Origin of the sequence: Intestinimonas massiliensis (ex Afouda et al. 2020) (genome assembly GCF_001244995.1) — a bacterium.
Taxonomy (GTDB): Bacteria; Bacillota; Clostridia; order Oscillospirales; family Oscillospiraceae; genus Intestinimonas; species Intestinimonas massiliensis.
Window position 1 is genome coordinate 1712169 of the sequence record NZ_LN869529.1, and the last position, 20697, is coordinate 1732865.

A 20697-nucleotide genomic window follows, 5' to 3' on the forward strand; every position below is an offset into this window, starting at 1 on the left:
TACTATGGCAACATGGAACGGCGTCATCACCAACGCCGGCAACAGCCTGCTCAATGAGTGGGTGAATGAAAAGACCCTGAACTTCGACAGCGCAGCTGCGGGGCAGGGCACCGTCGCGGCGGCGGCAATGATGGCACAGACCGCCCTCGTCAATGAAAAGCAGACCGCGAGCCTGCTGGGCGGCGAGATGGTATCTTCCGGCATTCGCCTGAAACTCCGCATCGCTGCGCCGAATACGGCCTATACGCTGAATCAGTTCCGCGTATCTGCCAGCGTGGACGGAGGAGCGTCCGCCATGATCGCCTTGTTCCAGCTGGAACAGGGCGTTCCCATTCCCAGCAAGACAGAATCGCCGGATTTCGTCTACACCTTTTACGCTCTGATCTCCTGCTCGAATACCGGCACATGGAGGGTGACGGTCGACACCAGCGCCTGCGTCACACAGGGCGATATGTCCGCCGCCATCGCTGAGGCGGTAAAGACCAAGCAGGACAAGATCATGGTCAAGGGTCTGCTGCTGGGCGACGGGAACGGGAATATCTCTGCGGCAGTCGCCGGAAAGGACTACGGTTATCCGCTTGCAACAGGCTCAGGAGCGCCGACAGACACGACCGAGGGTGCCGCAGGGCAGCACTACTATGACAGCGCTACGGGCAAGGAATACGTCTGCAGCGGCAAGGACAGCAGCGGCAAGTATCAGTGGAAGCTGTCCGGCGCCAGCGACGCGGCCGATCTGACCTATAACGGTGAATCGCTCGACACCTTCCTTGATGGCGTTTCCGGCGACCTCGACACGCTCTCCAAGGGGCTGGACGGAAGTAAGCCACTCACCGGCAAGACCGATCCGACCTCCAGCACGAAGGGCTCGGTCGGCCAGTCGTATCTGAACACAGACACCATGCAGACCTTCTACTGCACGGCAGCCAACGATCAGACCGGCGTATATACATGGGAAAAGCCCAAGGGCGGCGGCGTGGCTCCACAGCTGGAGGTCTCTGTTGCCACCGGATCGGCTATCACCTGTACGAACGGCGAGACTACGCTGACTGGCACCAGCGTCGGCGGTAAATGCGTTTTTGATCTCCCTGGCTACGGTACATGGTCGCTGTATGCCACGCTGAACGGGCAGACCACCGCCACCGAGACTGTGGTCGTGGATCAGGTCAAGCAGTACGCGGTGACGCTGAGTTACTTCGCGGCTACGCTGACTGTAACGGCGGAATCCGGCGCAGTCGTGACCGCCACGCTTGGCACGAAGCAGTATACCGGCACCTGCGGCAGCAACGGCAAGTGTGCGCTGACCGTCAACTATGCCGGCACCTATTCCGTAACGGCTACCAAGAGCGGGGTATCTTCGTCCACGGCGTCTGCGGCGGTGTCGACCTCCGGCGGCAGTTACACCGCAACGGTGAAGTTCTGCACCCTCACCGTCACCATCGACAGCGGCTCTACGGTCAAGGCGGTCAACGGTTCCACCACGCTCACGGCCACCAGCAACGGAACGGCAAAGTTCTACCTGCCGAACACCGGCACGTGGAGCGTCACCGCCACCAAGAACGGCGAGACGGCCACCGGCAGCGTAGCTTGCAGCTCCTACACCGGCTATACGATGGAGCTGTCCTATGTCAAGGTCTTCGGTGTCTGCTGGAATTACAGTGCGCAGTCGACGGCTCTGACGCGGCTGAAGAAGGCCACCGATCCGAACGGACTGGTCAATGTCGACATCACCACGAATCCCGCGCCTGCGGTCGGTACCGGCGCCGGCAGCTCTCCCTTCGACAACTATCTCCCGTGGAGCGGCATGGACGAGCGCAACATCATCAACAATGCTGTCAGCTACAGGAAGGGAACGACCGGCTTCTCACGGAGCAGCTACGATACCGCCGTCTATATCCCGGAGTATTACTTCCGGATCATCGACGACGCTGCCAACAAGAAGCGGTACTTCTACATCGCGGACAAGGCCAAGAGCGGCTTCACCAAGCACCCCGGCTCCGGCAAGTATGTCGGCCGCTACAACACGATCTCCGGCCATTACTCCAAGACCGGCTCTGCGCCGCTGGTCAACCTGACCCGCGCATCGGCGCGCTCCGGCGCAAGAGGCAAGGGCAGCAAGTGGAGCGAATACGACTTTGCCTCCTGGTGCGCAGTCTGGCTGCTTTATCTGGTAGAATTCGCGGACTGGGACAGCCAGAGCAAGGTCGGGCGTGGCTATGTTGACAACAACAATTCGGCCATCAATTCCGGCGGGACAGACAGCATGACCTATCACACCGGACGCGCATCCGGCACAGACGGCAAGACCGCCGTCCAGTACCGGCATATTGAGAACCCCTGGGGCAATGTCTTTGAGTGGATCGACGGCATCAACTTCAGCGATGGAACCGTCTATGTCTGTACCAATCCGGCCAACTACGCCGATGACACCGCAAGCAACTACTCAAACATCGGAACGAAGTCACAGACAGACGGCTTTATCAAGTCGCTCGGCATGTCGTCGTCTATGCCGTGGGCGTTCTTCCCGACGGCCACCGGCGGATCTGAAACTACCTACGTCCCGGACTACGCCTATTATAATTCTGGCTGGCGGGTGCTCCCCGTCGGGGGTTACTGGTACAGCGGCTCGATTGCCGGCCTGTTTTATTTCGACGCGGACAGCACCTCGTCGTACGCGGGCTCCAGCGTCGGTGCGCGGCTCCTTTTCCATCCCTAATGGGGGACCGGGGGCCGCAGCCCCCGGAGGCTTCGTCGACCGCTGCGTGCGCGTGAGAAGTGCCGGCGCGGCAGCGCCATTTTCCTATACCGCGCGAAGCGCGGTCGCGCAAATTTTTGAAATAACGTAATCCGTTATTTCCTCCCGTTTTTCCGTATGCGCAGAGCTGCGGAGTTATAATTCCAAAAGGGACTGTCTGCACGGTGCGCCGGGGGCTTTTCCTGCCCGCCTATTATAATTCTGGCTGGCGGGTGCTCCACGTCGGGGGTAACTGGAACAACGGCTCGAATGCCGGCCTGTTTTATTTCAACGCGAACAACACCTCGTCGAACACGAACTCCAACGTCGGTGCGCGGCAACTTGTTTTCTTTCTCATTGTGCAGGCTTTTCCTCACCGCTTGGTGAAAATATTGTCGGGAGGACAGGGGTTAGTAGGCTGCGGCTCGAAAGACCTTGCAGACAAACAAGGAGCACGAAAGATGCCAAAACGAGTTGGATTCCTCTACGAAAAGATGATGGATCGGGATTTCATCCGGGCCACCATCTACAAGGCCGCAAGGCACAAGCACAAGCGGCGCGAGGTGCGCCGCGTTCTGAAGAACATCGACGAATATGTAGACAAAACCTATGAGATGGTCGCGTCGGAGAGTTTCGTCCCTACGCCGCCCCACGAGAAAGAGATCTACGATGAGAGCAGCCAGAAGCGGAGGGTCATCAAGATCGTACCATTCTGGCCGGACGGTGTGATGCACTGGCTTCTGGTCGAGGCCATGCGGCCGGTACTGATGCGCGGGATGTATCACTGGTCCTGCGCTTCCGTCCCCCGCCGCGGTGCAACGCGCATCCAGAAACATATCCGGCGCACTCTGCGGGACGATCAGAAGGGGAGCAAGTACGCTGCTGAACTGGATGTGTATCACTACTACCCAAGCATTCCGCCCAAGCGCCTGATCTGGGCGCTTGCCCGGAAAATCAAGGATAAGCGGTTCCTGCGCACTGTCTACGCCGTTATCGAATCCTGCGGCGGCGGGCTGGCCATCGGCTACTACATTTGCCAATGGCTGGCGAACTACTATCTGGAAACGCTGGACCACTTCATCTGCGCCATGCCGGGCGTGAAGACGATGACCCGCTACATGGACAACATCACCCTGTTCGGCCCGAACAAGAAGAAGCTGCACAAGGCGAGGCAGGCCATCTCCGACTTCCTGCGTGACCGACTGGGGTTGAAGCTTAAAAGCAACTGGCAAGTATATCCCACGGCGAAGCGGATGGTGTCGGCTGTCGGCTATCGCTTTGCACAAACGCATACCATTCTGCGCAAGCGGAACTTCCTGCGCTTCACCCGTCAATGCCGGCGTGTGAAAAAGAAACTGGACGCCGGAAAGCCCATCCCACCCCGGCAGGCATCCGGCCTGTTGTCCAGGGTGGGACAGCTCAAGCACTGCGACAGTCACAACATCAGGGTCAAATACGTCGATCCAATCGGCGTGAAGCATCTAAAGGAGGTAGTACGAAATGAGAGTAAGAGGCGACAACGCGCCCAGCAACGCCTTCTCGCTGGAGGAGCAGCCTAATAATCCGGGGGTAGCCCTGGTGCGCTTCTACGAGAACGCCGAGCCGTTCGAGGAAAAGCGGGACGAGCTGACCATCAGCGGGTGGGTGTATGACGAATATCACCTGGAGCTGGATATGTACGACGGTCTGAGCGAAGACATCCTCGGAAACTATGACGGCTATCTGGCACAGGCCAAGCTGCACGAGGCGGAGGGCAAGACCATCCCCGCCCTGCAGCAGCAGGTAGCCGATCTGGAGACCGACAAGGCGGCGCTGGCGGAAAAGGTGACGACTCTTGAAGGGCAGGTCACCGATACGCAAATGGCGCTGTGCGATGTCTATGAGCAGATTGTCGCCGCGGCTTCTACGACTGGAGGCGAGTAACCGATGGCGAGCAATTACATGGTGAAGGTCTATGCAGACCTGGTCCGCAAGGGGAAAAAGACGATCGAGGAAGTTCCCGAACCGCTGCGAGCGGCAGTCCAGGAGATCCTCGAAAATAGCGAGAATGGAGCTGAGGGCTTATGAAAAGCCTTCGGCTCTTTCTTTTATCCATCCTACTGCGAAGGGAGGTGCAAGTCATGGCTGTTGTCTACGCGACCCTTATCATCAAGGGTAAGAAGACCATCGACCAGGTTCCGAGCCTGATTCGGAAGCAGGTCGAGGACATCCTGGCAGATCTCGAAGTCACCATCTGACCACGGCATTGATACGGAGGGCAGCTCCTGCGATGGGGGCTGCCCTTCTTATCACGCGCAGAGGAGGATTGAGAGATGACGCTCAAGGAGATTTTGTTAGGTGGGGGCGGTACGCTGTTTGTGCTGCTGACGCTGATCCAGCTCGCCCCCATCAAGATCAATCCGTGGTCTGCAATGGCAAAGGCTTTCGGGCGCGCTATCAACAGCGAGGTCTTGGAGAAGGTCGGGAGGCTCGAAAGCGAGCTGCAGGGCGTTCGGTCTGGCATGGCCGAGGAAAAGGCCATCAACTGCCGGGCGCGCATTCTCCGCTTCGGCGATGAATGTCTCCACGGCGAGCGCCACACAAAAGACCATTTCGACCAAACGCTCCGGGACATCGCCGCCTATGAACGGTACTGCGAGGATCACCCGGAGTTTGAAAACAATGTAACGGAGCTGACCAGCGACCGGATCAAGGAGATATACCGCCGGTGCTTGGACAGCAACGACTTTTTGCAGTAAGGAGGACTTTCGATGAATGTGCTGGACATGACGATCATTCGCCTGGCCGCAGGCCTTGTGCTGCTGATTGCCGCAAATATCGCCCTCGGCTCCATCAACGCCATCATTGCCGGCGAATGGGATCGGGCGAAGTTCCGCAACGGCTGTATCAAGAGCGCGGTCGTGGCAATGGCGCTGATCGCGGTCTACTTTTCCGGATACCTCAACCCCGATCTGATGGTGGTGGAGGTCGACGGGCAGACTGTGAATCTGATAACGGCGGTATCGCTGGCCATGCTGGCAGCCTTTACCGCTTACGCCGTCGATGTACTGAAAAAGCTGAAAGATATGCTCTCCACCGCAACACCCGGGGTGGATGCGGCGCCTGCTGCGCTGCCTGCCGGCGAGAGCAAGGAAACCCTGCCGCCCCCAAGGAGGAATGACCCATGACCGCAGTAGAGCGCGTGATCGCTACCGCAAGAACTGAGATCGGCTATGTGGAGAAAGCCACCAACGCCCAGCTTGAAGATAAAACCGCCAACGCCGGCAGCGGAAACTGGACGAAGTACGCAGCTTTTCTCGACGGTCTCGGTGTCTACAACTTTCCGAAGAACGGCTACGCCTGGTGCGATATGTTCGTGGACTGGTGTTATATCACGACCTTTGGCCTGAGCATCGCCATGAAGATGACGAATCAGCCAATGGGCGGATGCGGCGCGGGCTGCACGCAGTCCGCTGGATATTACCGCGCAGTCGGCCGTTTCCACAAGAAGGCCCCACAGCCCGGAGATCAGATTTTCTACACCAATGACGGCGGGAAGTCGATGTACCATACCGGCCTCGTTGTCAAGGTCGCCGGCGGAAGGGTCTACACCATCGAAGGGAATACTTCCAGCTCACCTGGTGTCGTTCCGAACGGCGGTATGGTGCGCGACAAAAGCTATTCCATCAACTATGCGCAGATCGGCGGCTATGGTACGCCGGACTGGGATCTCGTCAAGGAGGAAGAGAATATGGCAGAGATGACACAGGACAAGTTCAACGAAATGTTCAAGGTCGCAATGAACGCCTACCGCGCCGAGCTTCAGGACAACGACTGCGGCAATTTCAGCGCGGACGGCCGGAAGTTTGTCACCGAGAGCGGCTTACTGGTCGGCGGCAGTACGCTCCCGAACGGTGAGGCCAATTTCATGTGGCAGGATTTCCTTACCCGTGAGCAGTTTGCAACGGTGCTGTACCGCTTCGCTCAGAAGTTCGGGCTGAGCTAATGGCAAGGCGCAAGCGCAGAGCTGCGAAGAAGCGCAAGATCGAGTGGAGCAAGGTCGTGTGCCTGCTGGCCATGCTGGCCGGTCTGCTGATCGTCCAGGAATGCCTGTTCCTCATGTATCTGTGCATCAAGAGCGGCTACACCGCCGCCGCTGCATGGCTGACCGCGGCCACCGGCGTTGGCGAGGCAATCATCATCGCCGGTGCAAACGGCTACCTCTCACTTGCGAAGTCCGACCACAAGCGCGGCGGGATCACCTTCGAGGCGGCCAAGGCGAAGAACTTCCGCACCGACGAGGAAGACGGAGGCAGCGTCGACAGCCCCGCTATCTGAATAAGGCCCCGTGAAAATGCAAAGTACAGTTGCAGTCCTTGCGGTCGAAAATGTAAGCTACGATTTGAAAAGCCCCCTCGCAGGATTTTCCGTCCTGTCGAGGGGGCTTTTTCCGTTTTCCGGCGCTTTCCCATTTACGGGGCGCACAGGCGCTTTTTCGGCTTGGGCATGCGTCTACCCCATGAGAACACAAATGGCGTGTTGCAACTCACCTACGTGCCTGTCAGGTGGTGTTCCCGCTGACATCCACTATGTCCACCGCAACAATCTCCACCAGCCGGTCGCCGGCCGCGCCCATATTGAGGCAGGAGCCGATGCGATAGTAGTCCCGGATATCCTGCTCGGTGCCGTGAATCCTGGTGGTGATGGCGTCACCGTCGGCCAGGTGGACGACCACGACCTTCTCGGTGCATCGCTCCAGGTAGGCGCAGAATTCCTCGTAGCCCATTTCGCCCCGGGCCTTCATGGCGGTGCTGACGGCCTGGAGTTCGGCTGGAGTCCAATCCCTGCTCATGGCATACCTCCTATTCGATTTTCAAGGTCATGTATGTAAAAGGGGCGGCGCTTCTCCCCTGTGCCGACGGGTTCCCGCGACGCCCTCGGCGGGGCGTTTCGGCCCGTTCCCAGCGGGCCATCATCAGGCGGGGTCACCAGGTATCACGATGCGGAATGAACTCAACCTCAGCACCAGCAGGAATTGGGTCGCATGGCTCTCCATCAAAGTCGTTATCCTGCTTCGTGCAGATGGCCGGATGGCGATCCGCCCGGGGGTCGTCGTCGACATACAGCCGGCCGCCGCATTCGTAGACTGGGCGGCTCCAGCTGTCGCGGCCGACGAAGGTCAGCTGCAGGGGCATCTCCCATTCCACCGGATTTTTCATAATTGCCCAAGCGGACAACGGGAGCTTAAACCCACCAGCCATATCCTCTATGGCCTCGAGCGTCCCGCACTCGTCGCACACTTGTACCCCTGCTCGCCGGCTCAATGCATTCCTCGACGGGTTGATGTCCATGGACTGCCTACCGCACCTGGGACACGGGAAGTCCTTCCCGTATTGCTTTGCCGCAAATTCCTCAATAAACTCTCTCGGACCGTTCATTGGCGTCCTCACTTTCTGTCGTGGATCTCCTGGAGCTCGTCGATGGTAGCCATGTCAACCTCCAGGGCGTCGATCATGTTCTGGAGACCGTCCGCAAGGCTCTTGGCCTCCGGGTGCGCTCCGGCGCCCGCCAGGGCTTTTTCCTGCATCGCGCGGTAATTGTCAATCTCGGCCCGAATGCCGCGCCGGGCGTAGGACAGAATCTTCAGGTAAGTCATGCACATCACCTCCCGTCAGGCCGCCGGGGTGGCGGCATCCTTGAGGTCCTTCGCGGCCTGCTCGGCCTTGGCTTTGGTGGGCTTCTTGGCCACGGGCTTCTTCGCGGCCTGCTTCTTGGAGGTAGGGGCCGGGGCGTTGCCGGCCTCAATGGCCTCGATCTCGTCCAGCTTCTTCACGATGCGGCGGGCCTTCTGGAGCTCCCCGCGCACCGCCTTCAGCTCGGTTTCCTTGTCGGCGATGGTCTTGGACAGGGTCGCAAAGGACACCAGCGCGTCGGAGCCGGTGATGGACTGGGCCAGCTTCTGGAGGCCCCGGAGCTTCCGCAGGTCGGCGCACAGGCCCTCGGCGGCAGTCAACTTCTCGTTGATGGTGTTCATGTACTCGGTCTTGTTCATAGCGATTTCCTTTCTCCCCGTAGGCCCGATAGGTCAGGCGACATTCAGCAGTCTTTGATGATGTAGTCGTTTCTCATGCAGCCAATGGTGGCTCTGGCTCTGCCGGCTGCGGCTTCGGCATCCTCACGCGCCCGGAGGTCTCTCTTGGACTTGCCGACCGGCACCAGGCTTAGCAGATGGTCGATTTCCTTTTGCAGGTCGCTGAGGTCGTGCAGGTAAGCGTCTTGATTGGCCATGGTATTCCCTTTCTGCCCTCGTGACCTCCGGGGCGGGCGATAGTTTAGCAGCAGTAGAAGCGGAGTTCGCCGTTGACCAGCTCATACATGAAGCAGGCGCAGTCAAAGCGGACATAGTTCCAATCGGTGGCCTCGTACACGGGCGCGCGGTCGAAGGTGCCAGACTTGCGAAGGCGGCGGTGCTTGTTGACCTCGTAGGTGTTGACCTCGTGCAGAATGCGGATCTTCTCGGGATCGAAGCCGCACTCGTCAGCGATAAACGCCTTGGCCTCTTCGTCGGTCATCGCCTTGCCGTATTTGGCAAGCTCCTCGTAACGCTTCTGCTCCATGTTCGTGCCGGCACCATCGCTGGGCTTCCATTCAAGCTCACGGTCCAGCTCGGCAGTCAACTCATTGATGCGGCGGTCGCGGTCTGCCACTTCCTTCTTGTGCTCTTTCTCAATCTCCGACATCTGGCTCCGCAGGCGGGCAATCTCGTTAGCTCTGGCCTTGTAGATCTTCATTTCGCCGCCCTGCTCGACAAACGCCTTGCAAAAGGCATCCTTGTCGCCGTCAAAGGCATAATAGGCGCTTTCGATCTGGTCGTACTCGTCAGCGGTGGGCTGGAAGCCGGTGCGCTCAACAAACTCGGACATCATCATTTTGTGTTCCTCCTTGATTTTTCTGCCTTACTCGGTTATAATCAAGGCGGCCGGGGTAAGGCTCCCGGCTCGCCTCTGCCTTACGAGGTGCGGTGCGTAGCTACTTTAGCGAGGGGCTGCGCACCTTTTTTATGCTTTGACCTTGCTGTCCCGCACGATCTTAGCGGCTGCGGCCGGGTCGTTGGCGGTAGCCTCAATCAGTTTTGCGATGTTCTCTAAGAACTGATTGAGCTCGGCGGTTGTCATCTCGTCCAAGTCCTCACTTCCTTCCGTAAGAGGTTGTCGACCTCTGCCTTACGAGTATAATATACAGCAATCGCTAAATAATGTCAAGTGTTTTATTTACGATTTTCTAAAAAATTTTTATTGTGTCATTGACATTGAACAGCAAACGCTGTATATTTTATATGGGAGGTGATAGCGTGACTACGGAACAGATGTTGAAAATGGCCTTGTCCTACAAGGGAGTGTCCCAAGCGGAACTCGCTCGGACGCTGGGGACGTCGCCGTCAAACCTCAATCAAAAGGTTAAGCGGAATACGCTGACCCGTGAAGATTTGGAACACATCGCCGCAGCGCTTGGGGCGGAGTTTATCTGCTCGTTCAAGTTCCCGGACGGGACGGAGATTTAGGAGGTTTCCATGTACGAGGATTTCGAGGAGCGCGGAATCAGGCGGACAATCGTTTCGTTTGATCCATTTTTCAAGCGCGATGATGTTCGCGGGCTGACAGATGCGCAGGTCGGCAAGAAGTTTGGGTTACCGACACAGACAGTCAAGGCTATGCGGCGGCATTTGGACGTTCCGTTTGAGACGATACAGATTCTTTGCCACCAGCTTGAATGCCAGCCAGGGGATATACTGGATGCGACGACGGTATATACAATTCCTGCAAAGGAAAAGGCCTCGGACGAATAAACGCCCGAGGCCTCGGAGCAGGCTACCGCTTGCTATGTATTTCTGCGCCAGTGCGCGATTTGACCCGAACATCTGGGTTGTCCTCCCGGACTATCAGATCGGATAGATCGCACCCCAACGCTTCGCATATCAGGTCGAGATGCTCCAGATTGACACGCTCGGCGATCTCGTGGTACAGGTCGTTGATGGTCGACGGCCTAATGCCCGTGGCCCGAGCAAGATCAGCTTGCGTCCACCTCCGCTCGCCAAGCCGGGTGGACAGTAAAATCCTAATCATAGCCAAGCTCCTTTACGTGAGATTCTAACAAGGATTTTAAGAGCCCGCTGGATTTTGTAAGAAAATCACGTATTCCGTTAGAACATTGGCGTAAGGCAAAAAGAGGCCGCTACACAGGGAATACCCTGCATAGCGGCCTCTTTTTGTGTTAGTATCTACCTGGTGAGCGCGCTCACACATTTTTTTGGAGGGATTTTATGGACAAAGTTCATGAGGGAATTTCCGAGCTGGAGTTCAGCCCGCAGGACATCCCTGACCACGCCGTAAAGATTGCGGCTCTGGCTGCCGTTGAATTGACGGAAAGTATTCTCCGGCGGCCAGGGGGCCGCGAGATGCTTGACCGGGAGACAGAGAGGCGGCGACTGAGGCAGCGGGAGAGGGGCGAAAAGGATGCACCAAAATGAACCTCACCATGCACCTCAAAAAGCGGTTTTAAGGCCCATGCACCTCAAATGAACCTCAATATTTTATGTTTTTCTTTGCTGTATTATATCAGACTTTATCAAAGGAAAAATCCCTGAAACCGTTGCGGTTCCAGGGATTTTTTGAAATATCAGCGCTTGGAGAACTGGGGAGCGCGGCGGGCGGCCTTCAGACCGTATTTCTTACGCTCCTTCATACGCGGATCGCGGGTGAGGAAGCCGGCGCTCTTGAGCGCAGGGCGGAATTCCTCGTTCATCTGGAGCAGAGCGCGGGCTACGCCGTGCCGGATGGCGCCGGCCTGGCCGCTGACGCCGCCGCCCACAACAGTGGCCACGATGTCCACCTTGCCGTTGGTATCGGTGGTATTCAGAGGCTGACGGACCACCATCTTCAGGGTGTCAAGGCCGAAATACTCGTCGATATCGCGGCCGTTGATGGTAATGGAGCCGGTCCCGTTGGGGAACAGGTGGACGCGGGCCACGGAGGACTTCCGACGGCCAGTGCCGTAATGATAGGGCTTCTTGCTCTTATACATGTTCGAAATTCCTCCTTAATTAACCCTGAGTCCAGGCTTCGGGCTTCTGGGCGGCGTGATTGTGCTCGGCGCCGCGGTAGATCTTCAGGCGGGTGAGGGAGTCCTTGGTGATGATGTTGCGGGGCATCATGCCACGGACGGCCAGCTTCATGGCCAGCTCAGGCTTGTCCTGCATCAGCAGGCGATACTTGGTCTCTTTCAGGCCGCCCACCCAGCCGGAGTGGGTGCGGTAATACTTCTGCTCCAGCTTCTTGCCGGTGAGCACGGCCTTCTCGGCGTTGACAATGATGACAAAGTCGCCGCAGTCGGCGTGCGGCGTATACTCGGGCTTGTGCTTGCCGCGGAGCAGGACGGCGGCGGTAGCGGCGGTCTTGCCCAGGGGCTTGCCAGCGGCGTCCAGAATGTACCACTTGCGCACGATGTTGCCCTTGTTGGCCATAAATGTGGACATGGTGTAACCTCCAATTTGTTTGATCTTCTATGTTATTTTGCTCTAAACATGATTGACGCTCCACTCTTTACGGGTGGAGCGTTTTGTATTATAATACCCAAGTTACAAGGTGTCAACCGCTTTTTTAAACTTTTTTTATTTAGAAAACGCAATCTCGTTTTTTCTCCTGTTATCTCGCGATATCTTTGATTTCCTAAATATCATTTTTCTTTTTTGAGGTGCTCCATGAACAAGGTTTTGAGCCACGTCCGCCGCTGTGTGGAGGATTACGACATGATTCAGTCCGGGGACCGGGTGGCCGTTGGCGTCTCCGGGGGAAAGGATTCCCTGACGCTGCTGGCGGCCCTGGCCAAGCTGCGGGAGTTCTATCCCAAGCCCTTCACGGTGGAGGCCATTACTTTGGACATGGGCCACGCCGACGGCCGGGAGAGCGCCGACTTCTCCCGGGTGGCGGACCTGTGCGCCCGGCTGAATGTGCCCTACACCCTGCTGCACACCGAAATCCACCACATCATCTTCGACCTGCGCCAGGAGAGCAACCCCTGCTCCCTGTGCGCCAAAATGCGGCGTGGCGCCCTCCACAACGCGCTCCAGGAGCGGGGCATCACCAAGATCGCCCTGGGCCATCATTACGACGACGCCGTGGAGACCTTTTTTCTCTCTCTGTTCTATGAGGGCCGCATCTCCTGCTTTCAGCCGGTAACCTACCTGGACCGGACGGGCATCACCCAGATTCGGCCTCTGCTCTACTGCGGGGAGGCCATGGTCCGCGGCGCGGCGGCCAGGGCCGGCCTGCCGGTGGTCTATAACCCCTGCCCCGCCAACGGCTGCACCAAGCGGCAGGAGATCAAGGAGCTGGTCAGGGACCTGGACCGGCAGTACCCCGGTCTGAAGAGCCGGGTGTTCGGGGCCATGCAGCGCCTGCCTCTGCCCGCATGGGGGCCGGTGGAGCACCGCCGCCTGCCCCTGCCCGACGGAGAATGACCAAACGGGCGCCCCCTTCTGGGAGGCGCCCGTTTTCATCTCCAGCAAAATCAGAAAGGCGCCGGCCCTCAGGCCAGCGCCCGTTCCTGCTTGCGCTTGAGTATCTCCAGCTTGCGGATCACATAGGGGGACTCGGTGACCACCTTTACCGGCTGGGTAAAGTCCAGCGTGAACAGTCCGATAAAAGACTTGGCATCTACACGGATGCGGTCGTCCATGGAGTGCAGGAAGACCTCTTCCTTGACGTCGCAGGCGATCTCCTGCAGGCGCTGGAGCTCGGCGACGGAATGAAACTTCATTTCGATCAACATAATTGGCATTACCTCCTTATCTGCTCCGAGTATAACACGCCGGGGCGGTCCGCGCAATTGTCACCTTATCCAAACTTCGAAGTGTCATATTCTTTCGTTTGAAGCTATTTTTTGTTTTGTTTATAGGACCCAGGCCCCATCTTCCCCAAATAGTCCCCTCCTTTGTCGAAAACAGGAGCGCCGCCCTCGGGCGGCGCTCCTGTTTTTGTTCACTTCATCAAACTGCACACCAGCTCGGTGTAGCGGGAGGGGTCCTCCAGAGGGAAGCCGGCGATGAGCAGCGCCTGGTCGTACAGGATCTCGGCATATGTGCCCGCCAGCTCCTTATCGCTGTCCAGGGCGGCCCGGAGCGCGGCAAAGGCGCCGGAATCCGGATTGAGCTCCAGCACCCGCTGGGCCTTCATAAATTTGGCCTGCTCGGGGTCCACCCGCTGGAAATACTTCTCCATCTCCAGGGTGACCGGGCCGTCGGAGGTCATGCACACCGGGGCGGATTTCAGGATCTTGGACACCCGGGCCTCCTTGATCCGGTCGCCCAGGGCCTCTTTGACGAAGTCCAGCACATCCTTATTCTCCTCGGCCTTCTTCTCGCTGGCCGCCTTCTCCTCGTCGCTCTCGGGCAGGGCGTCGTTGTCGTTGACGTTCTTGAAGGCCTTGCCGTCCAGCTCGGCCAGAGTATTCATGATGAACTCATCCACCTCGTCCGTGAGGTAGAGGATCTCATAGCCCTGATCCAGAATGCGCTCGGCCTGGGGCAGCTTGGCCGCCTTCTCCACGCTCTCGGCGCAGAGGTAGTAGACGTAGGGCTGGTCCTCGGCCATGCGCGCCTTGTATTCGGCCAGGGTGGTGTTCTTCCCCTCCCTGGAGGACCAGAACAGCAGCAGGTCCCTCAGCAGGTCCTTTTTGGCTCCGTACTCCCCCACCACGCCGTACTTGATCTGGCGGCCGAAGGCGGACCAGAACTTCTCATACTTCTCCCGGTCGTCCTTTTGGAGCTTCAGCAGTTCGGCCTTGATCTTCTTCTCCAGGTTGGCGGCGATGACCTTGAGCTGCCGGGTGTGCTGGAGCATTTCCCGGGAGATATTCAGGGAGAAGTCGGGGGAGTCCACCACGCCCCGGACGAAGGAGAAGCAGTCGGGCACCAGGTCGGCGCACTTGTCCATGATGAGCACGCCGGAGGAGTAAAGCTGCAGGCCTTTCTGATACTCCCGGGTGTAAAAGTCAAAGGGGGCCCGGGCGGGAAGATAGAGCAGAGCCTTATACTCCACCATGCCCTCGGCGGAGGTGTGGATCACCGCCAGGGGGTCCTCCCAATCTCCGAACTTCTCCTTGTAGAACTGGTTGTAGTCCTCGTCCTTCAGCTCGCTCTTGGGCCTCTGCCACAGGGGCACCATGGAGTTGAGGGTCTCCCACTCCTTCACAGTCTCATACTCGGGCCGGTAGTCCTCCGGCGCGTCCTCCGGCTTGGGCTTCTGATGGGAGTGCTCCATCTCCATGACGATGGGATAGTGGATATAGTCGGAGTATTTCTTCACCAGCTCGTCCAGCCGGTAGGTCTCCAGATAGGGGTCGTAGTCGTCGTCCTCGGTGTTGTCCTTGATGTGCAGGGTGATGTCGGTGCCCACGGTCGGTTTTTCACAGGCGGTGAGGGTGTAGCCGTCCGCACCGGCGGACTCCCACTTCCACGCCTCGTCCGAGCCGTAGGCCCTGGAGACCACCGTCACCCGGTCGGCCACCATGAAGGCGGAATAGAAGCCCACGCCGAACTGGCCGATGATGTCGGTCTTGTCCCCCTCGTCCTTCTGGGCCAGCTCCTGCTTAAACTGGAGAGAGCCGCTGCGGGCGATGGTGCCCAGGTTGGCCTCCAGCTCCTCCTTGGTCATGCCGATGCCGTTGTCGGAGATGGTGAGGGTACGCTGCTCCTTGTCAGGGACCAGCGTAATTTTGAAGTCTCCCCGGTCCAGACCCACCTGATCGTCGGTGAGGGCCTTGTAGGCCAGCTTGTCCACCGCGTCGCTGGCGTTGGAGATGAGCTCCCGGAGGAAAATCTCCTTGTGGGTGTAGATGGAGTTGATCATCAGGTCCAGCAGCCGCTTTGATTCCGCCTTGAATTGTTTTTTTACCATGGTGCACGCCTCCGTATATATGAATCTCCTTATAAACATAGCGTTAGCACTCATTATCCAAGAGTGCTAACGCTATCATAATACTTAGGATACGATTTTTCAAGAGGGTTCAAAAAATATTTACAATTTGACCTACTCCGCCAGGGTGACGGAAAAGGTCTGCCGGAATGTCTGCGTCTCCCCCTCCACAGGCCACAGGTAGTCTCCCACCGTCTCGTAGCCCGTATAGTCCGCCTGATTGGTCACCGTCAGACCATAGCAGGTAAAGCTGTAGTCCTCATGGGCCGGCCCCATCTGCTCCAGCGCCTCCATGGCCGCCCGACGCCAGTTGAACAGCCCCACCTCCGACCGGGCGCACAGCAGCGCGAGCACCGTGGCAGCCGGCCGGCTGCCGGAGCCGAACGGCAGCTCCGGCGCACGCTCCTGAAAGGAAACGGCGGTCAGCACGCCGTCGGACAGGGTGTAGTCAAACGCAGGGGGCGACCTGCCTCCGGTCCAATCCAAAACGATCGCGTTTTCAGCCCCATTCTCCTGCCAGGTCCCGGATACGTCCAGTTGGTAGCCCGCCTCTCCAAAATACCGCCCATACACATCGTTGTAGTTGCGGGCAAATCCCGCCACCGTCAGGGGGCCCCGCACCGGCGGTACCAACAGATACAGACCGACCAGCACACCCAAACCCATCACGGCCCCGTAAGCCGCCGCAAGGCCCAGGCAGCGCAGCGCCCGCAGGTCCCGGATGGTGTAGGCCTGCTCTTCCTCCCAGGGCAGAGGCTCCCCGGCGTCGCAGGCCCTGTAGCACTTGTAATTGCGATAGAGATTGTAGAGGGGGATGCCATAGCCCTCACCGCGGCAAAACACCCCGGCCAGCCGGGCGGCAGCCTGCGAGAAGCTCAGCTTGCCGCCTTCGGCGTTTCGGACCGTCAGACCGAGGACCCACTTGCCCGGCGTATAGCCCCAGGTGCTCAGCAGCAGGGGCTCCAGCACGAACTGCACCGCCCAGGTCAGATAGCTCATCAGCAGCGTCCACAACAGTCCGTCTCCCGCCTGGAAGCGAAACCCCAGCGCCAGGACGGCGTTCAGCAGCAGGCGGCACAGTCCGAAGTCCAGGCTACGGGCAAAAAACCGCCGCCAGGGATGGCTGACCGTGGGCAGGGCATCGGCCTCCACGCTCTGGAACCGGGCGCCGCCCCGCTCCAGCCGCTCCATCTCCTCCAGATACCGGACCGCGTCCAGATCCCGGTAACTCACCTGGTCCGCCTCCATCCGGCGGCACAGCGTCCGGGCGGCCTCCAGATCCGACGCCCGCCGCCGGAGGTCCTCCTCCTGAGCCGCCAAAAGAGCGGTCAGTTCCTTTCCGCCCTGCTGGAGCGCCCGGATGTCCTCCACCGGGACCTGGAGCTGCCGCAGCAGTTTGATCTTCCGCAGGGTCTCCAGGTCATCCGGGGTGTAGTCCCGGTAACCATTCTCCAGCCGGAGCGGAGAAAGCAGCCCCTCCTTTTCGTAGAACCGGATGTTGGCCCGGCTCATGCCCAGAGCCTGTTCCAATTCCTTGACCGTCATGGAATCCCTCCTTTTGAGGGCATTGTAAAGGATAAAGCAACTTTACAGTCAAGCCCTTTCCCTCAATTTTTCAGCATTTCCTCCACCAGCTCCACCGCCAGGAACACCATCCGGTCGCAATGCTCCTTTTTCTCCTCCCCGCGCTCTTTGGCGCATTTGAGCAGTTCGGCGCAGTCCAGATACTGGGACCCCTCCCGAAAAGCCCGCTGGAAGGCCTGCGCGTCCTGACTGCCGCTCTTTCCCATGAGGCCCAGGGCCATCAGCCCCCCGGTCACCGCCCCGCACACCGAGCCGCGCCGCATCCCGGAGCCAAAATGCTCGGCCAGCTTCAAAACGGCCTCCTCGTCCAGCCCCAGCTCCTCGGCGAAGGGCAGCACCACCGACTGGCAGCAGTTGTAGTGCCGGGCGGTGTCGGCCCGAAGCTCCCGGGCCCGTTCCAACTTAGTCATGACAGAATTCCTCCTTTTCCCGTTCAAAAATCAGATCCAGGTTGCACAGCACCCCGCTGCCGCTGATGTGGGTGGGGATACAGCCGGCGTACCGCCAGCCCTGGGCGGCGTGCTGGTCGATGATCGCCCGGTGCTCCTGGAACTTGGCGGCGGCCACGCCGTCGGACAGCAGGTTTACGTATTTGTACTCGTACATATCCGGTCTCCTCTCAATTGAACATATCGGGATTTTCCTCGAACAGCCGCCGCACCTTCTCCAGTAAAGGCCGGTGCTCCGGACGGGACAGATCCGGGTCGGCGGAGAGCAGCGCCGCCGCGGCGTCCCGGGCCTCCTTGAGCACCCGGGTGTCGGTGTTCAGGTCGGCCATGCGCAGCGCGGGCAGGCCGTGCTGTCGGCGGCCGAAAAAGTCGCCGGGCCCGCGGAGCTTCAGGTCCTCCTCGGCGATCCGGAAGCCGTCGGCGGTGTCCACCAGCACCTTGAGCCGGGCCCGGGTCTCCGGGCTGCGGTTGTCGCTGACCAGCACGCACCAGGACTGGTGCTCCCCCCGGCCCACCCGGCCCCGGAGCTGGTGGAGCTGGCTCAGGCCGTAACGGTCGGCGTTTTCCACGATCATCAGCGTGGCGTTGGCCACGTCCACCCCCACCTCGACGACGGTGGTGGACACCAGGATATGGGTCTCCCCCCGGGCGAAGGCGGCCATGGCCGCCTCCTTGTCCTTCGCTTTCATCCTGCCGTGGACCAGCCCCACCCGCAGGTCGGGGAACACCTGCTTTTGCAGCCCTTCTGCGTACTCCACCACCCGCTTCAGATCGGCGGCGGCGCTCTCCGGGTCGGTCTCGATGGCGGGGCAGACGATGTAGGCCTGCCGCCCCTGGCGGATCTGCTCGCGGACAAAGCCGTACATCCGCTGCCGTTTGGATTCCCCCACCAGCACCGTTTTCACCGGAAGGCGGCCCGGCGGAAGCTGGTCGATGACCGACACGTCCAGGTCCCCGTAGATGATAAGGGCCAGGGTGCGGGGGATGGGGGTGGCCGACATGACCAGCACATGGGGGCGAATTTTTTTCTCGCCCTTGGCGGCCAAGGCCGCCCGCTGCTCCACTTCCCTACAGCGGCATGCCGCTGTAGGGACCCCATCCATTCCATTTGCGGCCGGGGGAACTGAATCCCCCCGGCCTTCGCCGCACAGGCGGCGGCCCGCCTCGGGCGGGCAATCCGGCGTGTTCGCCTTGGCGGCCAGGGCCGCCCGCTGCTCCACGCCGAAGCGTTGCTGCTCGTCGGCCACCACCAGGCCCAGCCGCCGGAAGGCCACCGGTCCGGACAGCAAAGCGTGGGTCCCCACCACGAAGTCAATCTCCCCCGCCTCCAGGGCGGCATAGACCCTCTTTTTTTCTCCGGCCCGCATACTGCCGGTGAGCAGTCCCACCCGCATCCCAGCCGGGGCGAGCAGCGCCGACAGGGAGCGGCAGTGCTGCTCGGCCAGGATCTCAGTGGGGGCCATCATGGCCGCCTGCCAGCCGCTGCGGAAGGCCATCCAGGCACAGGCCGCGGCCACCGCCGTCTTGCCCGAGCCCACGTCCCCCTGGACCAGCCGGTTCATGGGCCGTCCCGAGGTCAGATCGGCGGCGCACTCGGAGATGGTCCGCCGCTGGGCCTCCGTGGGCGCAAAGGGCAGCAGAGCATAAAAGTCCGCCGGGTCGCAGGCCGGAAAGGCCGGCCCCTCCCCCCCGCTGCGGCGCTGGCGCAACAGGGCCAGGCCGGCGGATAGGGTGAAGAGCTCCTCAAACACCAGCCGCCGTTTGGCCCGGGCCAGGGCGTCAAAGTCCTGGGGAAAGTGGATACTGCGGCAGGAGAACTCCGCCGGGGCCAGGTCATGGGCCTCCAGTAGATCCGCGGGCAGGGTCTCGGCCACCTGGCAGGCGCACTCCTCCACCGCCCGCTGGGCCAGGCCGGCCAGCAGGTTGTTGGACACCCCCGCCGTCAGGGGATAGACCGGCAGGATGCGCCCGGTAAACCGGGCCCGGTCCTCCCGCTCGAACACCGGGTTGGTCATCTGGCGGCCCCCCCGGTCCCCCTCCACCCGGCCGTAGAAAATGTACTCCTGCCCGGGGACCAGGGCATCTCTGACGTAGCTCTGATTGAAGAAGGTAAGGGTCATGGCGGCGGAGCCGTCCACCACCTTTACCCGGGTCAGCTCCAGTCCCTTTCGGATGCGGGAGAGCCGCGGCGTCTCGGCCACCATGGCGGAAACGCACACCGGCGTATCCGCCGGGGCCTGGGCGATGGCGTACCGCTTGGTCCGGTCCTCATAGTCCCGGGGGTAGTAGCCCAGCAGATCCCCCACCGTTCTCAAGCCCAGCTTTTCCAGGCTCCTGGCCCGGGCGGGGCCCACTCCGGGCAGGGCCGTCAGGGGGGTATTCAGCTCCATTCCTCTTCCTCTTGTAGAAACGCATCTCTTGTATACAGTGCGTTGAGGACCGGCAGCAGGGCATTGGGGGACAGATGCTCCGGCAGGTCCAGTTTTTCCAGCAGCACCCCCCGCCGCTCCGCCGCCCCCGGCCCGCCGGAGAGCCCCAGCGCGAACAGATCGGCCTTGGTGATGGGCGGGGAGGTCTGGGCGGCGGCGTCCGGCTCGTCCAGAAAGGTGGCCCCCGCCCGGCGGAGCACAGCCTCCAGCACCGCCGGGGACATGCCCTCCACCCCCAGCTTGCCCTCCTTGCCGGGGGCGCGCTTGCGGCGCTCCTTGCCGGGCACGTCGGGAATATAGGCGTGCTTTACCCCCTGGGCGGGCAGGGCGCTTTTCAGGTGGCCGCGGATGAGAAAGCCCGCCCCATCGGAGTCGGTGAGGACGATCAGCCCCCGGGTCCGGGCCAGACGGCGCAGCAGGGCCACCAGCTCGGCGTTTTGGAACACGCCGAAGCCGGCGGTCTCCAGTATGACCGTGTCCACCAGCTGGGACAGGGTGTTTTTATCATAGCGGCCCTCCACCACGATGGCCTCCTGGATGCGGAACACGGGTCC

Annotated in this window: 29 protein-coding genes; 12 read left to right on the plus strand and 17 right to left on the minus strand. The window is 60.3% G+C overall.

Annotated elements, in window-relative coordinates:
- The first annotated feature begins 4 nt into the window (after positions 1-4).
- The 9 genes from BN2154_RS12185 to BN2154_RS12215 all read left to right on the plus strand — a co-directional run bounded on the left by BN2154_RS12185 (position 5) and on the right by BN2154_RS12215 (position 7048).
- Positions 5-2713 carry a hypothetical protein gene (locus BN2154_RS12185; protein ID WP_050619032.1) on the plus strand — a complete coding sequence of 903 codons (2709 nt, stop codon included), beginning with the start codon at positions 5-7 and terminating at the stop codon, positions 2711-2713.
- Between the two features lie 203 nt (positions 2714-2916).
- The gene (locus BN2154_RS12190) at positions 2917-4290 is read left to right on the plus strand and encodes an RNA-directed DNA polymerase (protein WP_154666695.1); all 1374 of its coding nucleotides are present in this window, start codon (positions 2917-2919) and stop codon (positions 4288-4290) included.
- Positions 4232-4654 (plus strand): hypothetical protein, encoded by a 423-nt coding sequence (locus tag BN2154_RS12195; RefSeq protein ID WP_050619034.1) that lies wholly within the window; start codon positions 4232-4234, stop codon positions 4652-4654. Before BN2154_RS12190 ends, BN2154_RS12195 begins: the two co-directional genes overlap by 59 nt.
- A gap of 3 nt (positions 4655-4657) precedes the next feature.
- Positions 4658-4798 carry a CD1375 family protein gene (locus BN2154_RS16115; protein WP_195892379.1) on the plus strand — a complete coding sequence of 47 codons (141 nt, stop codon included), beginning with the start codon at positions 4658-4660 and terminating at the stop codon, positions 4796-4798.
- 53 nt (positions 4799-4851) lie between these two features.
- Positions 4852-4968: a CD1375 family protein gene (locus BN2154_RS16500; RefSeq protein WP_340041921.1), complete on the plus strand. Its 117-nt coding sequence runs from the start codon at positions 4852-4854 to the stop codon at positions 4966-4968.
- A 75-nt stretch (positions 4969-5043) separates the two neighbouring features.
- Complete coding sequence (locus BN2154_RS12200) at positions 5044-5469, plus strand: hypothetical protein (protein ID WP_050619035.1); 426 nt, start codon at positions 5044-5046, stop codon at positions 5467-5469.
- A gap of 12 nt (positions 5470-5481) precedes the next feature.
- A complete protein-coding gene (locus tag BN2154_RS12205; RefSeq protein WP_050619036.1) occupies positions 5482-5898 on the plus strand; it encodes a hypothetical protein in 417 nt (138 codons plus the stop codon).
- A complete protein-coding gene (locus BN2154_RS12210; RefSeq protein ID WP_050619037.1) occupies positions 5895-6716 on the plus strand; it encodes a CHAP domain-containing protein in 822 nt (273 codons plus the stop codon). Before BN2154_RS12205 ends, BN2154_RS12210 begins: the two co-directional genes overlap by 4 nt.
- Positions 6716-7048 carry a hypothetical protein gene (locus BN2154_RS12215; RefSeq protein ID WP_050619038.1) on the plus strand — a complete coding sequence of 111 codons (333 nt, stop codon included), beginning with the start codon at positions 6716-6718 and terminating at the stop codon, positions 7046-7048. The genes BN2154_RS12210 and BN2154_RS12215 overlap by 1 nt, the downstream gene beginning before the upstream one ends.
- A 223-nt stretch (positions 7049-7271) precedes the next feature.
- On the opposite strand, the gene BN2154_RS12220 is transcribed toward BN2154_RS12215, so the two are convergent.
- The 7 genes from BN2154_RS12220 to BN2154_RS16505 all read right to left on the minus strand — a co-directional run bounded on the left by BN2154_RS12220 (position 7272) and on the right by BN2154_RS16505 (position 9894).
- The gene (locus tag BN2154_RS12220) at positions 7272-7562 is read right to left on the minus strand and encodes a hypothetical protein (RefSeq protein WP_050619039.1); all 291 of its coding nucleotides are present in this window, start codon (positions 7560-7562) and stop codon (positions 7272-7274) included.
- Between the two features lie 133 nt (positions 7563-7695).
- Positions 7696-8061 carry a hypothetical protein gene (locus BN2154_RS12225; RefSeq protein WP_154666696.1) on the minus strand — a complete coding sequence of 122 codons (366 nt, stop codon included), beginning with the start codon at positions 8059-8061 and terminating at the stop codon, positions 7696-7698.
- Positions 8062-8156: 95 nt separating this feature from the next.
- Complete coding sequence (locus BN2154_RS12230) at positions 8157-8366, minus strand: hypothetical protein (RefSeq protein WP_050619041.1); 210 nt, start codon at positions 8364-8366, stop codon at positions 8157-8159.
- A 15-nt stretch (positions 8367-8381) separates the two neighbouring features.
- Entirely contained in the window at positions 8382-8762 is a 381-nt protein-coding gene (locus BN2154_RS12235) for a Sec20 domain-containing protein (RefSeq protein WP_050619042.1), read from the minus strand.
- Positions 8763-8806: 44 nt separating this feature from the next.
- Entirely contained in the window at positions 8807-8998 is a 192-nt protein-coding gene (locus BN2154_RS12240; protein WP_050619043.1) for a hypothetical protein, read from the minus strand.
- 44 nt (positions 8999-9042) lie between these two features.
- Positions 9043-9639 carry a PLP-dependent aminotransferase family protein gene (locus tag BN2154_RS12245; protein ID WP_050619044.1) on the minus strand — a complete coding sequence of 199 codons (597 nt, stop codon included), beginning with the start codon at positions 9637-9639 and terminating at the stop codon, positions 9043-9045.
- A gap of 129 nt (positions 9640-9768) precedes the next feature.
- Entirely contained in the window at positions 9769-9894 is a 126-nt protein-coding gene (locus tag BN2154_RS16505) for a hypothetical protein (RefSeq protein WP_278320025.1), read from the minus strand.
- A 167-nt stretch (positions 9895-10061) separates the two neighbouring features.
- On the opposite strand from BN2154_RS16505, the gene BN2154_RS12250 reads away from it, so the two are divergent.
- Together BN2154_RS12250 and BN2154_RS12255 are read left to right on the plus strand one after the other, a co-directional pair.
- Positions 10062-10271, plus strand: a complete 210-nt coding sequence (locus BN2154_RS12250) for a helix-turn-helix domain-containing protein (protein WP_050619045.1) — start codon at positions 10062-10064, stop codon at positions 10269-10271.
- A gap of 9 nt (positions 10272-10280) precedes the next feature.
- Positions 10281-10556 (plus strand): helix-turn-helix domain-containing protein, encoded by a 276-nt coding sequence (locus BN2154_RS12255; RefSeq protein WP_050619046.1) that lies wholly within the window; start codon positions 10281-10283, stop codon positions 10554-10556.
- Between the two features lie 22 nt (positions 10557-10578).
- Here the strand turns inward: BN2154_RS12255 and BN2154_RS12260 are convergent, their stop codons facing one another.
- The 3 genes from BN2154_RS12260 to rplM all read right to left on the minus strand — a co-directional run bounded on the left by BN2154_RS12260 (position 10579) and on the right by rplM (position 12242).
- Positions 10579-10833 carry a helix-turn-helix domain-containing protein gene (locus BN2154_RS12260; protein WP_050619047.1) on the minus strand — a complete coding sequence of 85 codons (255 nt, stop codon included), beginning with the start codon at positions 10831-10833 and terminating at the stop codon, positions 10579-10581.
- Positions 10834-11386: 553 nt separating this feature from the next.
- A complete protein-coding gene (gene rpsI / locus BN2154_RS12270) occupies positions 11387-11791 on the minus strand; it encodes a 30S ribosomal protein S9 (protein WP_050619049.1) in 405 nt (134 codons plus the stop codon).
- Positions 11792-11810: 19 nt separating this feature from the next.
- The gene (gene rplM / locus BN2154_RS12275) at positions 11811-12242 is read right to left on the minus strand and encodes a 50S ribosomal protein L13 (RefSeq protein WP_050619050.1); all 432 of its coding nucleotides are present in this window, start codon (positions 12240-12242) and stop codon (positions 11811-11813) included.
- A gap of 225 nt (positions 12243-12467) precedes the next feature.
- Here rplM and BN2154_RS12280 point away from each other — a divergent pair, with 225 nt between their 5' ends.
- On the plus strand, positions 12468-13226 hold the full coding sequence (locus BN2154_RS12280; RefSeq protein WP_050619051.1) for a tRNA lysidine(34) synthetase: 759 nt from the start codon (positions 12468-12470) through the stop codon (positions 13224-13226).
- A gap of 68 nt (positions 13227-13294) precedes the next feature.
- On the opposite strand, the gene BN2154_RS12285 is transcribed toward BN2154_RS12280, so the two are convergent.
- The 7 genes from BN2154_RS12285 to BN2154_RS12315 all read right to left on the minus strand — a co-directional run bounded on the left by BN2154_RS12285 (position 13295) and on the right by BN2154_RS12315 (position 20691).
- A complete protein-coding gene (locus tag BN2154_RS12285) occupies positions 13295-13537 on the minus strand; it encodes a hypothetical protein (RefSeq protein WP_050619052.1) in 243 nt (80 codons plus the stop codon).
- 209 nt (positions 13538-13746) lie between these two features.
- Positions 13747-15663 (minus strand): molecular chaperone HtpG, encoded by a 1917-nt coding sequence (gene htpG / locus BN2154_RS12290; protein WP_050619053.1) that lies wholly within the window; start codon positions 15661-15663, stop codon positions 13747-13749.
- 132 nt (positions 15664-15795) lie between these two features.
- Positions 15796-17226, minus strand: coding sequence for a MerR family transcriptional regulator (locus BN2154_RS12295; RefSeq protein WP_050619054.1), 1431 nt, complete (start codon positions 17224-17226; stop codon positions 15796-15798).
- 62 nt (positions 17227-17288) lie between these two features.
- The gene (locus BN2154_RS12300; protein ID WP_050619055.1) at positions 17289-17675 is read right to left on the minus strand and encodes a C-GCAxxG-C-C family protein; all 387 of its coding nucleotides are present in this window, start codon (positions 17673-17675) and stop codon (positions 17289-17291) included.
- On the minus strand, positions 17668-17871 hold the full coding sequence (locus tag BN2154_RS12305; RefSeq protein ID WP_050619056.1) for a DUF4177 domain-containing protein: 204 nt from the start codon (positions 17869-17871) through the stop codon (positions 17668-17670). Before BN2154_RS12305 ends, BN2154_RS12300 begins: the two co-directional genes overlap by 8 nt.
- 13 nt (positions 17872-17884) lie before the next feature.
- On the minus strand, positions 17885-20104 hold the full coding sequence (locus BN2154_RS12310) for an ATP-dependent DNA helicase RecG (RefSeq protein WP_050619057.1): 2220 nt from the start codon (positions 20102-20104) through the stop codon (positions 17885-17887).
- Positions 20095-20691, minus strand: a complete 597-nt coding sequence (locus tag BN2154_RS12315; protein WP_050619058.1) for a ribonuclease M5 — start codon at positions 20689-20691, stop codon at positions 20095-20097. The genes BN2154_RS12310 and BN2154_RS12315 overlap by 10 nt, the downstream gene beginning before the upstream one ends.
- Between the last annotated feature and the right edge of the window lie 6 nt (positions 20692-20697).

Excerpts from the sequence above, each read along its gene's own strand:
- BN2154_RS12185 (WP_050619032.1), top strand. The coding sequence starts at position 5 with ATGGCAACATGGAACGGCGTCATCACCAACGCCGGCAACAGCCTGCTC.
- BN2154_RS12195 (WP_050619034.1), top strand. The coding sequence starts at position 4,232 with ATGAGAGTAAGAGGCGACAACGCGCCCAGCAACGCCTTCTCGCTGGAG.
- BN2154_RS16115 (WP_195892379.1), top strand. The coding sequence starts at position 4,658 with ATGGCGAGCAATTACATGGTGAAGGTCTATGCAGACCTGGTCCGCAAG.
- BN2154_RS16500 (WP_340041921.1), top strand. The coding sequence starts at position 4,852 with ATGGCTGTTGTCTACGCGACCCTTATCATCAAGGGTAAGAAGACCATC.
- BN2154_RS12200 (WP_050619035.1), top strand. The coding sequence starts at position 5,044 with ATGACGCTCAAGGAGATTTTGTTAGGTGGGGGCGGTACGCTGTTTGTG.
- BN2154_RS12205 (WP_050619036.1), top strand. The coding sequence starts at position 5,482 with ATGAATGTGCTGGACATGACGATCATTCGCCTGGCCGCAGGCCTTGTG.
- BN2154_RS12210 (WP_050619037.1), top strand. The coding sequence starts at position 5,895 with ATGACCGCAGTAGAGCGCGTGATCGCTACCGCAAGAACTGAGATCGGC.
- BN2154_RS12215 (WP_050619038.1), top strand. The coding sequence starts at position 6,716 with ATGGCAAGGCGCAAGCGCAGAGCTGCGAAGAAGCGCAAGATCGAGTGG.
- BN2154_RS12220 (WP_050619039.1), bottom strand. The coding sequence starts at position 7,562 with ATGAGCAGGGATTGGACTCCAGCCGAACTCCAGGCCGTCAGCACCGCC.
- BN2154_RS12225 (WP_154666696.1), bottom strand. The coding sequence starts at position 8,061 with ATGGACATCAACCCGTCGAGGAATGCATTGAGCCGGCGAGCAGGGGTA.
- BN2154_RS12230 (WP_050619041.1), bottom strand. The coding sequence starts at position 8,366 with ATGACTTACCTGAAGATTCTGTCCTACGCCCGGCGCGGCATTCGGGCC.
- BN2154_RS12235 (WP_050619042.1), bottom strand. The coding sequence starts at position 8,762 with ATGAACAAGACCGAGTACATGAACACCATCAACGAGAAGTTGACTGCC.
- BN2154_RS12240 (WP_050619043.1), bottom strand. The coding sequence starts at position 8,998 with ATGGCCAATCAAGACGCTTACCTGCACGACCTCAGCGACCTGCAAAAG.
- BN2154_RS12245 (WP_050619044.1), bottom strand. The coding sequence starts at position 9,639 with ATGATGATGTCCGAGTTTGTTGAGCGCACCGGCTTCCAGCCCACCGCT.
- BN2154_RS12255 (WP_050619046.1), top strand. The coding sequence starts at position 10,281 with ATGTACGAGGATTTCGAGGAGCGCGGAATCAGGCGGACAATCGTTTCG.
- BN2154_RS12260 (WP_050619047.1), bottom strand. The coding sequence starts at position 10,833 with ATGATTAGGATTTTACTGTCCACCCGGCTTGGCGAGCGGAGGTGGACG.
- rpsI (WP_050619049.1), bottom strand. The coding sequence starts at position 11,791 with ATGTATAAGAGCAAGAAGCCCTATCATTACGGCACTGGCCGTCGGAAG.
- rplM (WP_050619050.1), bottom strand. The coding sequence starts at position 12,242 with ATGTCCACATTTATGGCCAACAAGGGCAACATCGTGCGCAAGTGGTAC.
- BN2154_RS12280 (WP_050619051.1), top strand. The coding sequence starts at position 12,468 with ATGAACAAGGTTTTGAGCCACGTCCGCCGCTGTGTGGAGGATTACGAC.
- BN2154_RS12285 (WP_050619052.1), bottom strand. The coding sequence starts at position 13,537 with ATGTTGATCGAAATGAAGTTTCATTCCGTCGCCGAGCTCCAGCGCCTG.
- htpG (WP_050619053.1), bottom strand. The coding sequence starts at position 15,663 with ATGGTAAAAAAACAATTCAAGGCGGAATCAAAGCGGCTGCTGGACCTG.
- BN2154_RS12295 (WP_050619054.1), bottom strand. The coding sequence starts at position 17,226 with ATGACGGTCAAGGAATTGGAACAGGCTCTGGGCATGAGCCGGGCCAAC.
- BN2154_RS12300 (WP_050619055.1), bottom strand. The coding sequence starts at position 17,675 with ATGACTAAGTTGGAACGGGCCCGGGAGCTTCGGGCCGACACCGCCCGG.
- BN2154_RS12305 (WP_050619056.1), bottom strand. The coding sequence starts at position 17,871 with ATGTACGAGTACAAATACGTAAACCTGCTGTCCGACGGCGTGGCCGCC.
- BN2154_RS12310 (WP_050619057.1), bottom strand. The coding sequence starts at position 20,104 with ATGGAGCTGAATACCCCCCTGACGGCCCTGCCCGGAGTGGGCCCCGCC.